13 protein-coding genes are annotated in these 14325 nt (G+C 36.0%); 9 read left to right on the top strand and 4 right to left on the bottom strand.

The window, feature by feature from the left end:
- Positions 1-9: 9 nt before the first annotated feature.
- From ACHZAX_RS16010 to ACHZAX_RS15985, 6 genes are all read left to right on the top strand, one after another.
- Complete coding sequence (locus ACHZAX_RS16010; protein WP_320019828.1) at positions 10-1194, top strand: NADH:ubiquinone reductase (Na(+)-transporting) subunit B; 1185 nt, start codon at positions 10-12, stop codon at positions 1192-1194.
- Between the two features lie 113 nt (positions 1195-1307).
- Positions 1308-2015 carry an NADH:ubiquinone reductase (Na(+)-transporting) subunit C gene (gene nqrC / locus ACHZAX_RS16005; protein ID WP_101308271.1) on the top strand — a complete coding sequence of 236 codons (708 nt, stop codon included), beginning with the start codon at positions 1308-1310 and terminating at the stop codon, positions 2013-2015.
- Between the two features lie 7 nt (positions 2016-2022).
- A complete protein-coding gene (locus tag ACHZAX_RS16000; protein WP_101308272.1) occupies positions 2023-2667 on the top strand; it encodes an NADH:ubiquinone reductase (Na(+)-transporting) subunit D in 645 nt (214 codons plus the stop codon).
- Between the two features lie 20 nt (positions 2668-2687).
- The gene (gene nqrE / locus ACHZAX_RS15995; RefSeq protein WP_101308273.1) at positions 2688-3305 is read left to right on the top strand and encodes an NADH:ubiquinone reductase (Na(+)-transporting) subunit E; all 618 of its coding nucleotides are present in this window, start codon (positions 2688-2690) and stop codon (positions 3303-3305) included.
- 157 nt (positions 3306-3462) lie between these two features.
- Positions 3463-4722 carry an NADH:ubiquinone reductase (Na(+)-transporting) subunit F gene (gene nqrF / locus ACHZAX_RS15990; protein ID WP_101308274.1) on the top strand — a complete coding sequence of 420 codons (1260 nt, stop codon included), beginning with the start codon at positions 3463-3465 and terminating at the stop codon, positions 4720-4722.
- Positions 4723-4827: 105 nt separating this feature from the next.
- The gene (locus ACHZAX_RS15985) at positions 4828-5835 is read left to right on the top strand and encodes an FAD:protein FMN transferase (protein WP_320019827.1); all 1008 of its coding nucleotides are present in this window, start codon (positions 4828-4830) and stop codon (positions 5833-5835) included.
- Between the two features lie 122 nt (positions 5836-5957).
- Here the strand turns inward: ACHZAX_RS15985 and ACHZAX_RS15980 are convergent, their stop codons facing one another.
- Both ACHZAX_RS15980 and ACHZAX_RS15975 read right to left on the bottom strand, forming a co-directional pair.
- A complete protein-coding gene (locus ACHZAX_RS15980; RefSeq protein ID WP_154675801.1) occupies positions 5958-6125 on the bottom strand; it encodes a hypothetical protein in 168 nt (55 codons plus the stop codon).
- 93 nt (positions 6126-6218) lie between these two features.
- Positions 6219-6530 (bottom strand): hypothetical protein, encoded by a 312-nt coding sequence (locus ACHZAX_RS15975; RefSeq protein WP_245870239.1) that lies wholly within the window; start codon positions 6528-6530, stop codon positions 6219-6221.
- Positions 6531-6817: 287 nt separating this feature from the next.
- Between ACHZAX_RS15975 and ACHZAX_RS15970 the strand changes: the two genes are divergently transcribed.
- Together ACHZAX_RS15970 and ACHZAX_RS15965 are read left to right on the top strand one after the other, a co-directional pair.
- Positions 6818-9262, top strand: coding sequence for an alpha-ketoacid dehydrogenase subunit alpha/beta (locus ACHZAX_RS15970; RefSeq protein ID WP_218972984.1), 2445 nt, complete (start codon positions 6818-6820; stop codon positions 9260-9262).
- Positions 9263-10083: 821 nt separating this feature from the next.
- Entirely contained in the window at positions 10084-10569 is a 486-nt protein-coding gene (locus tag ACHZAX_RS15965; protein ID WP_101311633.1) for an arsinothricin resistance N-acetyltransferase ArsN1 family B, read from the top strand.
- A gap of 191 nt (positions 10570-10760) precedes the next feature.
- On the opposite strand, the gene ACHZAX_RS15960 is transcribed toward ACHZAX_RS15965, so the two are convergent.
- Positions 10761-12704, bottom strand: coding sequence for a Na+/H+ antiporter NhaC family protein (locus ACHZAX_RS15960; protein ID WP_320019826.1), 1944 nt, complete (start codon positions 12702-12704; stop codon positions 10761-10763).
- Positions 12705-12852: 148 nt separating this feature from the next.
- Between ACHZAX_RS15960 and ACHZAX_RS15955 the strand changes: the two genes are divergently transcribed.
- Positions 12853-13446 carry a YqgE/AlgH family protein gene (locus ACHZAX_RS15955; RefSeq protein WP_101311631.1) on the top strand — a complete coding sequence of 198 codons (594 nt, stop codon included), beginning with the start codon at positions 12853-12855 and terminating at the stop codon, positions 13444-13446.
- A gap of 20 nt (positions 13447-13466) precedes the next feature.
- On the opposite strand, the gene ACHZAX_RS15950 is transcribed toward ACHZAX_RS15955, so the two are convergent.
- Positions 13467-14324, bottom strand: a complete 858-nt coding sequence (locus ACHZAX_RS15950) for an aminotransferase class IV (protein WP_320019825.1) — start codon at positions 14322-14324, stop codon at positions 13467-13469.
- Position 14325 lies beyond the last annotated feature (1 nt).

The following is a 14325-nucleotide window of genomic DNA, read 5'->3' as shown; positions in this document are numbered from 1 at the left end:
TATTATATAATGAAAGCACTAAGAAAATTTCTTGATAAAAAGAAGCCTTTATTTCAAAAGGGTGGGAAGTTTGCAAAGTTGCAGTCGTCTTTCGAGGCATTTGAAACTTTTCTATTCGTTCCCAATATTACATCCCATACCGGTACACATATAAAAGATGCCATTGATTTAAAGCGTACAATGTCGATTGTTGTTATGGCTTTAATTCCAGCATTACTATTTGGGATTTACAATACAGGATACCAGCATTTTCTATCTGTTGGCGAGCTTGCGAATACTGATTTTTTAGATATTTGCGTTTATGGTTTGATTAAAATCCTTCCGATTATCGTTGTTTCATACGTGGTTGGTTTGGGTATTGAATTTGCATTTGCACAAATGCGGGGTCATCAGGTAAACGAGGGTTTCCTTGTTTCCGGTATGCTGATACCTTTAATAATGCCTGTTACGGCTCCTCTTTGGATGGTGGCTGTGTCAACTGCATTCGCTGTAGTTATTGGTAAAGAAGTTTTTGGCGGAACTGGAATGAATATTTGGAATCCGGCTTTGGTTGCCCGTGCATTCTTCTTCTTTGCTTACCCATCAAAAATGTCTGGTGAATCAGTTTGGATTGCAGAAAAAGCGGATAGCTTTTCAGGAGCAACACCATTGGCACATGCTGCCAATTTGGTTGATGTAAAAGGTGACGCTGCAGTTACTCTTTATCAACAACATCTTTCAAATGTTTGGGATATGTTTGTTGGTTTCATTCCAGGATCAATAGGAGAAACATCTACGATCGCTATTCTAATTGGAGCAGTCATTTTAATTGCAACAGGAATTGGCAGCTGGAAAATTATCGTTTCGGTATTTGCCGGAGGATATGTAATGGGAATGCTTTTCAACCTAATTGGCGGTAATGCTTATATGGAGTTAATTCCTGCATGGCAACACTTAATTATGGGAGGTTTTGCTTTTGGAGCTGTATTTATGGCTACTGATCCGGTATCGGGGGCGCAAACAGCCAGAGGTAAATATATTTATGGTTTCCTAATTGGTTTCCTTGCTGTTTTGATTCGCGTATTGAATGCAGGTTTCCCGGAAGCCATGATGTTATCGATTCTACTGATGAATACTTTTGCGCCGCTAATTGATCATTATGTGGTTCAAGGAAATATCAAAAGAAGATTGAAACGGGTTAAGGTGAGTGCTTAAACAAATAATCAATTAGAAAATGAAACGAGCCATGACTGAAATTTTATCGGAACAAGTACAGGTAAAATATGGCGAGTTCCATGTGGCAATTAAAAATATAAATTATTAATCACATGAATACTCAAAGCAATACATATACATTTCTTTATGCCTCCATTATGGTGGTGTTAGTTGCGGCGGTTCTTTCTTTTGCTGCTTTGCAACTTAAGCCACGCCAAACGAGGAATATCGAAATAGAGAAAAAGCAAGACATTTTAAAAGCTGTCAATATTGCTTCCACTCCTGAAAATGCAGAAGAGTTATACAATCAATTTATTGTACAATCTTTTACTGTTAATGCGAATGGAGATATTACTTCGGAAGATAAGAACGCAACTTTTGCTGTGGACTTGAAAATTGAGAACAAAAAGAAATTGGAAGAAAGAAAATTACCGGTTTTCATTTTTAAGAAAGAGGGAATTGGGGAGAAAATGATTATTCCAATTAGAGGTAGAGGAATGTGGGGACCTATTTGGGGCTTTGTTTCTATGGAGCCGGATGGAAAAACCATTTATGGCGCTACATTCGGAAACAAAGGGGAAACTCCTGGTTTAGGTGCTGAAATTTCAAAACCTGAATTTCAGAAACCATTTTCCGGAAAACAAATTTTTGATGAGACAGGAAAGTTTACTTCTTTAGCTTTGGTTAAAGGTGGTGGTGCTGTTGGTCATCCTCACGAATTTGATGCAGTATCCGGTGGTACGGTTACTTCAAAAGGTTTAGAGGCAATGCTTCGCGAAAACCTAAGCAGTTATGAAATGTATTTAAAATCTTCAAAATAAGCACGAGATGAGCGATAAAGAACCATTATTCTCCGCTAAAAATCGGAAATTGCTGAAAAATCCATTGAGTAGCGACAACCCGATTACCGTACAGGTATTAGGAATTTGTTCAGCTCTGGCAGTTACAGCAAAGTTGGAGCCAGCAGTGGTGATGAGCCTGTCTGTTATGGCTGTGACTGCATTTGCTAATGTTATTATATCATTATTAAGAAATACAATTCCTTCACGTATTCGTATTATTGTTCAGCTTGTAGTTGTAGCTGCATTGGTAATCGTGGTCGATCAGGTATTGAAAGCTTTTGCCTACGAAGTTAGCAAGCAACTTTCAGTATTTGTAGGTTTGATTATTACCAACTGTATTATTATGGGACGTTTGGAAGCTTTTGCTCTTGGTAATAAGCCATGGCCAGCCTTTCTGGATGGAATTGGTAACGGTGCCGGTTATGGTGTAATTTTAATAATTGTAGCTTTCTTCCGTGAATTGTTGGGATCAGGTGCAATTTATGGATTTCAAGTGGTACCGAAAGCCTTTTATGATATGGGATATCAAAACAACGGTTTAATAATTCTTCCTCCAATGGCATTAATTACTGTAGGAATTATTATTTGGGTTCAAAGATCCAGAGATAAATCTTTAATTGAGTCGAACTAATCGTAAAGAAAAATCGAAACATGGAAAATCTGATTAATATATTTATCAAGTCGATTTTTATCGACAACATGGTGTTCGCATTCTTCTTAGGAATGTGTTCGTATCTGGCTGTTTCAAAAACAGTAAAAACTTCAGTGGGTCTTGGTATCGCTGTAATTTTTGTTTTGGGAATAACAGTTCCTTTAAATTACCTGCTAAACAAATACATTCTGGTTAGCGGAGCTCTTACCTGGGTAGATCCTTCATTTAAAGATGTTGATTTAAGCTTTTTAAGTTTTATCATGTTTATAGCAGTAATTGCCTCTTTGGTGCAGTTGGTTGAAATGATTGTAGAAAAATTTGCTCCGGCTCTTTATTCTTCTTTGGGTATCTTTCTTCCCTTAATTGCGGTTAATTGTGCAATTTTAGGAGGATCTCTTTTCATGCAGGAAAGAGACTACGGAACTTTAGCAGAAGCAACTTCATTTGGTCTTGGATCAGGTATTGGTTGGTTTCTTGCTATTATTGGTATCGCTGCAATTCGTGAAAAAATCCGCTACTCAAATATTCCTGCTCCATTACGTGGACTTGGAATTACATTTATTGTAACAGGTTTAATGGGAATTGCATTTATGAGCTTTATGGGGATCAAACTCTAAGCTTTTAACTAATTATGAATTATAATTTATGAGTTATAATTGTAAATTATAGAATACAGGTTATTTGTGTGATTCGAAAATCAATAACATTTGTACAGATAAGCCCTAATTCTTAATTAATAATTAATCATTCATAATTTTAAAAACTGGAATAGAGATGATATTATTAACAACACAGGGAACAGTTATTGCCACAAGTATTGTGATCTTCCTACTTGTGATCCTGGTACTGGTTTCTATCCTTTTGTATGCAAAAAAGAAACTGACTCCATCAGGAGAGGTTACTATTGATATTAATGAAGGAAACCTAAAATTGGTTGTAGAGCCAGGCAATACCCTATTGGGAACTTTAGGAGCTCAAAAAATATTCTTGCCGTCAGCTTGTGGAGGCGGCGGAACCTGCGCAATGTGTAAGTGTCAGGTTCATGACGGAGCAGGAAGTATATTACCAACAGAAACAGGCTATTTTACCCGCAAAGAAGCTCAGAACGATTGGCGTTTGGCTTGTCAGGTAAAAGTAAAAGAAGACATGAGCATGTCGATTCCTCAGGAAATTATGGGAATCAAGAAGTGGGAGTGTACTGTGGTTTCAAATGGTAACGTAGCTACTTTTATTAAAGAGTTTGTAGTTAGATTGCCGGAAGGTGAAATTCTTGATTTCAAATCAGGAGGGTACATTCAAATTGATGTTCCTAAAATCGATGTTGACTTTAAGGATATGATTATTGAAGATAAGTATCGTGGAGAGTGGGAGCAATTTAAGATGTTTGATCTTAAAATGAAAAACCCGGAACCTACATATCGTGCCTATTCAATGGCTAACCATCCTGCCGAAGGAAATATTGTAATGTTGAACATTCGTATTGCAACTCCTCCGTTCGATCGTGTAAACGGTGGTTGGATGAATGTGAATCCGGGTATTTGTTCTTCTTTTATTTTCTCTCGTAAACCAGGTGATAAAGTTACTGTTTCAGGACCTTACGGTGAGTTCTTTATCAAGGAGACTAACAACGAGATGATGTTTATTGGTGGTGGTGCTGGTATGGCTCCAATGCGTTCTCATATCTTTCACTTGTTTCATACAGTGAAAACGGGTCGTAAGGCTACTTTCTGGTATGGTGCACGTTCATTAAAAGAAGTGTTCTACGCAGATCAGTTCGATGCTATCGCTGCTGATTTCCCTAATTTCGAGTGGCACTTAGCTCTATCTGAGCCTCAGCCGGAAGATAATTGGGAAGGACCAACTGGATTTATTCACCAGGTGATTTACGACAACTACCTATGCAAACATGAGGAGCCGGAAGATGTTGAGTATTACCTTTGCGGACCTCCAATGATGAATTCAGCTGTTACAAACATGCTGTATGAATTAGGAGTACCAGACGAAATGGTTGAATTTGACGATTTCGGATCGTAATTTATAATATAACAAGCCTCGGATTCTTCGAGGCTTGTTTGTTTTTATAAGCTTGATTACTTTTGTTTCACTAATATCCTTTAAAATACGAACTATTCTTCAGTCATGAGAAATTTATTTAATTCATTCGTTCTTGTCGGTATCCTGATCTTATCATCTTGCCAAAACAATAGTAAAAATTACTATTTCGATGAAGGGCAGATATTTGGCACTTTTTATCACATCACTTACGAGTACACAGGCGACGAGAGTCTTCATGATAACATAATGGCTAAGTTAGAAGAATTCGACCTGTCTCTGTCCACTTATAAGCCTCAGTCGGTAATTTCGAGGGTAAACACTAACGATACAAGTGTAGTGCTGGATCACTATTTTCTAACAACCTTTAAAAGAGGAGAAGAAATTTCGGGGATTACGAATGGTGCATTTGATATGACTGTTGCACCTTTGGTTAATGCCTGGGGTTTTGGATTTAAGAATAAGCTCGATCCTGATATGATTCCTGTTGATAGTTTGCTGGAAATTGTTGGCTATGAAAAAGTACGTTTGATAAATGGAAAAGTTGTAAAGGACGATCCCAGAATAATGTTCGATGCTAGTGCTATTGCAAAAGGATATGGTGTTGATGTTGTTGCCGATCTTTTGGAATTAAATGGTGTTAGTAATTATATGGTTGAAATCGGAGGTGAAATTCGCGCTAAAGGTAAAAATGATAAAGGCAGAATCTGGCGTGTGGGTATTGATAAGCCAATTGATGATCCATCTACTATGTCAAGAGAAATACAAGAAGTAGTTCAAATGGAAAACGGAGCTTTGGCAACCTCAGGAAACTACCGCCAATTTTATATTAAAAATGGGAAAAAATACGCTCATACAATTGATCCCCGCATAGGATATCCGGTTCAGCACAGTCTTCTTTCTGCCTCAGTATTTGCACCGGATTGTATGTCAGCCGATGCATATGCAACCAGTTTTATGGTATTGGGATTGGAAAAAAGCATTGAAATTGTTGAAAAAGATTCACTATTGGAAGCTTATTTTATTTATGCGGATTCTTTGGGCAATTATAAAACCTATGTAAGCGAAAAGTTAAAGGATTCACTCATAAAGTAGATTGAATTGATGATAAGGAGGGGGTGAAAATTATCGGTTTTCGATTTCCGCAGCTTGGAAAATAAGTAGTTGTTATGAAATAATACAAACAACGGGAAATAAAAAACCGATAACTCAATTCCTTATTGTGTATCACAATTTTCCTTGTCCGGATCGGTGCAGTTACAAGAACCACAGCTGCCACCGGTAAACTTTGCATTTTTATCGAATAACAACTTAATGCCAATTCCGATAAAAGCAAGCAGCAATAAAAATAGTGATAGTAGTAATATCTTAAAAAACACTGCCATTTTAAATTAGATTTAAGGATACTCCGGTTAAGGATACGATTGTAAGATTAGATGGTTCTATATCTAATGTTAAAAATTAAATTTATTTTCGGCTTATAGAGATTTTAATTCTTTCTCTAAAAGTGTTAATTGTTTGAATTGAAGCGATTTTTTGGCTTTAGCTTGCTCCATTTTATCTTGTGAAGTGGCACATCCAATTCCTCTTTTCTTCAAATCTTTATTATTTCCAATATGGAGTTCTGGAAATTTACCATTCTTTTTAACCAATATAGTAATAGCAAAACCTGCAAAGCCAATTGCCAGAAGAAAGCTTGTTATAAGTACGACTGTAATCATTTGAATAGTTCTTAATTTTTTATAAAAAAGAGCTGTAAAAGCCTTTAAATTATTTTCGTATAATACCAATTTATTATTTGTTGACAACAACAAGAGTATTACATTAGTAATACAAATAAATTAATAATAAGTAGTTATTATTCACTAACAAAGATATCATTTCGGTATTGTTCTTCCAAACAAAAACAGATTTAAAGGTCTGTAAATACTTGGATGAAATCTTCTTATTTAGAATAATTCTTGCTAAATTTGATCTAAATTTAACTGATGGATATTCTGTTAAATAAACACACTAACACATCTTTGTTTGCAATTGCAAGGGGGAAAAGCTTTGCAGACTAATAACGCAAAATTATATGTCGGAAATGGTAAAAGAAGACAAGGAGACAAAAAAAGAAAATTTGTCATTCAACGATTTTACAACTGAGGTACTGGAAGATTATCGAATTGCCAATGTTAGCCGCCAGTTAAGTATATGGGGGCGTAAGGAAGTATTAACAGGTAAGGCGAAATTTGGAATATTTGGGGATGGAAAAGAAGTTGCTCAGATAGCTATGGCCAAGGCCTATAATAATGGCGATTGGCGCTCTGGATATTATCGCGATCAAACTTTTATGCTTGCCTCCGGTATGTTATCAAGTGAGGAATTTTTTGCTCAATTATTTGGTGAGACCAGACTGGATAAAAATCCGGCTAATGGTGGGCGTTTAATGAATAATCATTATGCATCCCGAAGTTTAAATGAGGATGGAAGCTGGAAAAATTTAACAAATCAGAAAAATTCATCCGCTGATATTTCACCAACAGCGGGTCAAATGCCAAGATTACTTGGCTTGGCTTACGCATCAAAAATGTTTCGGCAGAACAAAGAATTACACAATTTTCCTGAGTTTTCGGATAAAGGAAATGAAGTGGCTTTCGGTACAATAGGAGATTCAAGTACTTCCGAAGGTCATTTTTGGGAAACCATTAATGCTGCCGGTGTTCTGCAAGTGCCTATGGCTATGAGTGTCTGGGATGATGGCTGGGGGATTTCAGTTCCGAATAAATATCAAACAACAAAATCGAATATATCAGAAGTTCTTAAGGGGTTTGAAAAGGATGAAAATGGAGATGGTTATTTAATTTATAAGGCGAAGGGATGGGATTATGCTTCGCTTTGTAAAATGTATATGGAAGGTGTTGAACTTTGCAGGAAAAACCATGTTCCGGTATTATTTCATGTGACAGAAATGACTCAACCCTTAGGGCATTCAACCTCGGGTTCGCACGAGCGTTACAAAACTAAGGAACGTCTTGATTGGGAAAATGAATACGATCCAATTAAAAAAATGAGAGAGTGGATTCTTTCCCTTGAATTAGCGACAGAGGAAAGCTTAGACGAAATTGAAAATGCAGCTCTGGAAGAAGTAAAAATGGCAAGAAAAGCTGCTTGGAAGTCTTTTTCTGATCCAATATTAGAAGAAAGAGACGCATTGATTGAATTGGTTAAAAATGCCGGTTGCGATTGTAAAAAAACGGAGCGAATTGATAAAATTGTAAATGATCTCAAAAAGCTTATTCATCCGGTTCGAAAGGATAATTTTACGGCAGCAAAGAAAATACTGCGTTTTATTTGTAGTTCATGCGAAAGCTTCAAACCTTTAAAATCGCAGTTGCAGTTGTGGCTTAAAAATTCTCTTGAGGAAAATCATGAACGATACAGCAGTCATTTATACAGCGAGACTGATTTAAGAGTGCAAAATATCAAAACTTGTGCTCCTGTTTACTCCGAAGAATCAAAAATGGCAAACGGACGTGAAGTGCTTCGCGATAATTTCGATAAACTTTTTAGTAAATATCCTTTACTGTTGACTTTTGGTGAAGATACCGGCTTTATTGGCGGCGTAAATCAGAGTTTAGAAGGAATGCAGAAAAAATACGGCGATCTTAGGGTTACAGATACAGGAATTAGAGAGTCTACAATTTTAGGTCAGGGAATTGGTTTGGCACTAAGAGGCCTGCGTCCAATTGCAGAGATACAGTATTTCGACTATCTGCTATATGCCCTGCAAACCATGAGTGATGATTTGGCTACATTGCAATACAGAACCAAAGGAGGTCAAAAAGCTCCGGTAATTATTCGTACCCGCGGTCATCGTTTGGAAGGAATTTGGCATTCGGGTTCACCTCTAAGTATGGTGATTAACTCAATCAGAGGAATTCATGTGTGTGTGCCAAGAGATATGACTAAGGCGGCAGGCTTTTACAATACGCTTTTGGAATCGGATGAGCCGGCGTTAGTAATTGAGCCACTAAACGGCTACAGATTAAAGGAAAAAATGCCTGATAATTTAGGCGAGTTTAATACTCCATTAGGGATACCTGAAGTTTTAGAAGAAGGAACTGATATCACATTGGTTACTTATGGATCATGCGTGCGAATTGCAGAAGATGCAGTTAAGCAATTGAAAGATTTTAATATTTCAGTTGAACTGATTGATGTTCAGACTTTATTACCATTTGACATTAATAGTCGAATTCTTGAATCGGTAAAGAAAACCAACCGGATTGTATTTTTCGATGAGGATGTACCTGGAGGTGCTACTGCCTTTATGATGCAGAAGGTGTTGGAGGATCAGAATGCTTATTATTATTTGGATTCAGAACCGAGAACTATTACTGCTAAGGATCACCGGCCAGCATATGGTACCGATGGAGATTATTTCTCAAATCCTAATGCCGAGGATGTATTTGAGATAATTTATGACATCATGAGAGAATCAAATCCTCAGAAGTTTCCACCTATTTATACGAATTAAGAAATTATTTTTTTAATTGAAGAGACTGGATTATTAACCTATTCAGTCTCTTTTTTTGTTAAAAATTGTTAATTATGAGATTATTCTCATAATGATGTCACCCTTTTTTTTGATCAACCTGTTATAGTATTGTTCGAGAGGATCTATAGGGGAGATTCTCGAATATTTTAGTTAGTGATTGTTGGATACAATGTGGTAATTCTAGACAACAAACCAATTCTAAAAGGGCTCCAAAAATATATGGGGTAACAGCTATCCCGAAAGGGATAGCTTCTCTTTTTCGAAATAACTATAGATTTTCACGCAACCTTTTTTATTATTTTGATCATTATATTATTTGGGTGTTTTTATCATTCGCTCAAGAACCTTTCTTGGTTATTTTAGGGGTATTCCAAGATTTCTGGAAATAATTGATTGTATGTGGTAGTTCAATTAATTATTAATTCTAAAGGGCTCCAAAATATATTGGAGTTGCAGCCATCTCGAAAGGGATGGCTGTTTTTATGTATGTTATTGTAACTTAATGCAATGATTAAAATTCTAAACGGTCATTGATTTTAATATAGGACAATATTAATTATTACTTATTTACTACATAAGTATTCACCCTATTAGTGTTTTTATTTGTCCTATATATGTTCGGGAGAATCTATAGGGGAAAATTCCGGATATTTTAGTTAGTGATTGTTGGATGCAATGTGGTAATTTTAGACAACAAATCAATTCTAAAAGGGCTCCAAAATATACTGGGGTAACAGCCATTTCGAAAGAGATGGCTTCTCTTTTTTTGTATCTTTAAGGCGAACCAAAATTTAGCTTTTATGATAAAAAATGTATGCTTTTCTGATGTTGAAGACATCTGTAAAATCTATAATCATTACGTGAAAAATACTGTAATTACTTTTGAGGAAGATGAAGTTTCTCTCAAAGAAATGGAATCAAGAATTTCAAGTATTACAACAAAGCTGCCATGGATCGTTTTTTCTGAAAATGGAAAAATGTATGGCTATGCTTATGCGAGTGAATGGAAATCAAGATGTGCTTATAGATACTCGGTTGAAACTACGGTTTACCTGCATCCTGATGCCAGAGGAAAAGGAATCGGTACTTTGTTGTATCAGGAATTAATAAGAAAGCTGTCAAAATTAGAGTTGCACGCAGCTATTGGTGGCATTGCTTTGCCAAATGATGCCAGTGTTGCATTGCATGAAAAAATCGGCTTCAAAAAAGCAGCGCACTTTAAGCAGGTCGGATATAAATTTAATAAATGGGTAGATGTCGGATATTGGGAATTGATATTGAAATAGTTAATAATTGTTAAAAATTATGATTCCATACCACCTTTTTATAAATAAAGTTGTCTTTAAAGTATAGAACTTTTAGTTAGTGTTGGTTTGATACATTGTGGTTAGTGGTATAATTGTCAGATATGATAATTGCAAATCAGCATAAAGTTTACTCCCGGCATATTTAGTACCCACTATTATATGTCGGGCTTTTATTCCGTTTTACTTCCAACATACTTCACAATTAAATAAAGACATACAAAGCCAACCGGAACTAAAATCCAGGAAGAAACTCCGTAGGCTGCAGGAAGTAAACCTGCAAAAACAGAAACGATACCTACTGTTAATGCATAAGGCAATTGTGTTCGTACGTGTTCAATATGGTTGCATGAACTGGCCAGGGAACTGAGAATGGTTGTGTCGGAAATTGGCGAACAATGATCACCCAAAACAGAACCGGCTAATATAGCTGAAACGGTAATGTAGAAAATGTTCATGCTTTCAGGATCATTCATTCCGGATGAATGGCACAACGCCCATGATGCAGGCAATATTAAAGGATAAAGAATTGCCATAGTTCCCCAGGAAGAGCCCGTTGAAAATGCGATTAATGCTGAAAGTATAAATGTAAAAGAGGGCAAGAGAATTGGTGAAACATTACTTGCAATTAGAGTATTCGAAATAAAATCAGCAGTATGCATGTCTTTAGTGATGTCAGCCAGTGCCCATGCAAGAACTAAAATAAGAATTGCTGTCAACATGCTTTTAAAGCCTCCAATCAGAGCCTCTACGGCTTTAGTTAAGCTAAGTATCCTTTGCCCGATAGTAAGTGCCAAAGCGACCAAAACTGCCGAAAGAGAGGACCACAAAAGGGCAAGGTATGAATCTGAAGCTCCAATAATGTGAGAGAGTTTTTTACCAAAGGCAAGATTTGTATCGTTCCAAATAGTTGCATCCCAACCGGTATAAATTAAACCTGCAAATGTTCCTAAAATTACAATTAAGACTGGTATGCCAGCATTGTACCAACGGGTAGGAGTGTTTTCATCAATTTGAATTTCTTTTAATTCAGATGATACAACTTCGTTTTCCAGAGATTCCGGTTCTAATTCATGCCTGCATTTTTGTTCCGCTTTTAACATGGGGCCAAAATCCTTTTTTAAAACCACAAGCATCAAAATAAAAAATAGGGTGAAGAAAGGGTAGAATCGTGTGGGTAAAGAATTGAGAAAAATACTGTATGGACTTTCATCTATATTTATTTGAACCGCAGCGGATTGAATGTAGCTTAATTCGATGCCAATCCAGGTTGTGATCATTGCGATCGATGCCACCGGAGCAGCCGTTGAATCAACTATATAAGCAAGTTTTTCTCTTGATATTTTTAATTTGTCCGTAACAGGGCGCATTGTATTTCCAACTATTAATGTGTTCGCATAATCATCAAAGAAAATAAGAACTCCTAAAAGCCATGTTACAAATTGGCCAGATCCCGGACTGCCGGCGAATTTCGAAAGTTTATTTACAATTCCCTGCATACCTCCGTTTTTGGTAATTAAATTAACCATTGCACCTATTAACATTGAAAATAGAATAATGGAAATATGACCCGTGTCAGCCAGAGAATGAAGAACATATGTATCTGAAATAGCAAATATGGCTTTAAAAAAGGCTGAAAAAACAGAAGCTTCCTGATACGAATAGATTAATAATGTTCCGGAAAACAGACCTACGAATAAAGCAGAAAATACTTCTTTAAAAAACAGAGCCATAAGAATAGCTATCAGTGGTGGAAGTATAGAGAGCCATAAAGGAATTGGATTTATTGTATTTTTGAAGGTTTTGTTTTGGAAGGAGATTTGAAATTCTTTTTTTTCTTTAAAAGTATAATGAAAAACAACTTGTTTCCCTTCAATTATTGCCGCTGTATTCTGGTTATTTACCTGAATCCAAAGACTGTCATTCTCACTAATAATTCTACTCGTATCATCTATTGAGATTGCAATTCGTGTTGAAATATTTGCGATAATAATTTTAGGAAGTTCAACCTGTAGTTTATCCTGCGCTTTAGTAGTTGCATTGCCGGAAGAATATGCTAAAAAGGGAATTAGGTTGATAAGAAATATCAGTAAGAATAAATAAATTCGTTTGTACATGAAGTTAGTTTTAGGGTGGCTCTAATATAATAAATTTGCAATCTTTATGCTAATTGAATTGATTAGGTATAGTAAATTCCTAAATAATAAAATTCTTTTTTTTACTCAGCAAAATTGGTTATTTTGGAAGTATAAACAATTGAGAATTATGGTGGACGAGACATCAGATTTTTTTGGAGTTGGAAAGAACAAAATTAATCCAGAGAAGGGAAAAGTGCTGATTGCTGAACCTTTTTTGGAAGGTCGTTATTTCAAACGATCTCTTGTTTTATTGGTTGAATGTAACCAGAATGGTGCCGTTGGTTTTGTTCTTAATAAACCAATTAATTTAACTATTGATGAAGTGCTGATTAATATTGCACATTTTGAAGGTGAGGTTTTTATAGGAGGTCCGGTTGATACAAACCGAATTTATTTTCTTCACACAATACCTGATTTAATTCCGGACAGCATTCATGTATTTGAGAATCTATACTGGGGAGGTGATTTTGTAATTTTAAAGAACTTGATTGAACAAAAGGTAGTTCGTCCTGATCAGGTTCGGTTTTTTGCAGGTTATTCCGGTTGGAGTATTGGACAGCTCAGCGATGAAATTAATGAAAATTCATGGTTGGTTAGTCAGCTTGGTGTTCAGGAAATAATGAATTGTAATAACGAAAGATTGTGGGCACAATCCTTGCGGCGTATGGGAGGAAGATATAAAATGTGGTCTAATTTCCCCGAAAATCCGGGTATGAATTAGTTGTTTAGTTAAATTCGGGTTTATCTCTCATTAAATGCTCTTCGGTTTAATTCCTCAATTAAAAGTTTAGCTGTTTTATTAAAATACCGTCTTTCCTGATAAGCAACAACCCACTGAATACCACTAATTGCATTGGTTAGGAATATTTCATCGGCAGCCAAAAGATTTTCAGGATTTAAAACGCAATCATCAAAAACAGTAATGTTTAAATCTACTGCTGTTTCAATAACTTGTTCTCTCATAATTCCGGAAACACCGCCATTTTCATTCGAAGGAGTCATTAAAATCCCATCTTTCATTAAAAACAGGTTTGAACTGATACTTTCAACAACATTTCCTCTGTCGTTAAGTAGAATACAATCATCCCAATTCTTTTTTTTACGATAGTTTGCAGCCAGAATAAATGGCAGTGAATTTCCGGTCTTAAATCTTGATGTGAGGTTGGGAGATTTCCTCATTTCCTCATAAATTCCAACTTTTAATCCTTTTCGGTTTAGTACGTAATGATCATGATCTAAAGGAGAAGTTTCTATCAAGTAGGAAATAGAATTATCTGTTGGTGTGTATAAACCACCATCTTTTCGGAAAACGCTTAATCGAATTCTAGTGCCCGCAAATGCTTTATTTTTATGGATTAAAAAGGTGATATCTGTTTTAATTTTTTCACGGAATCCATGAGGAATAATCATACCCAAACATTCCATTCCATTAGTCAACCTATTAAGATGTTCAGGAAGAAACTGAATTTCAGTTCCGTTGGCATGAATGGTTTCGAAAAGTGAATCACCATAACGGAAGGCACGATTGCCTGCTCCAAAAAGTAATTCGTCTTTGGGATATAGTTTACCGTCTAAACAGATTTTTTCAGTTGTATTCATT

Origin of the sequence: Labilibaculum manganireducens, from assembly GCF_963665805.2 — a bacterium.
GTDB lineage: Bacteria > Bacteroidota > Bacteroidia > Bacteroidales > Marinifilaceae > Labilibaculum > Labilibaculum manganireducens.
This window is presented reverse-complemented; position numbering and strand designations above follow the sequence as displayed.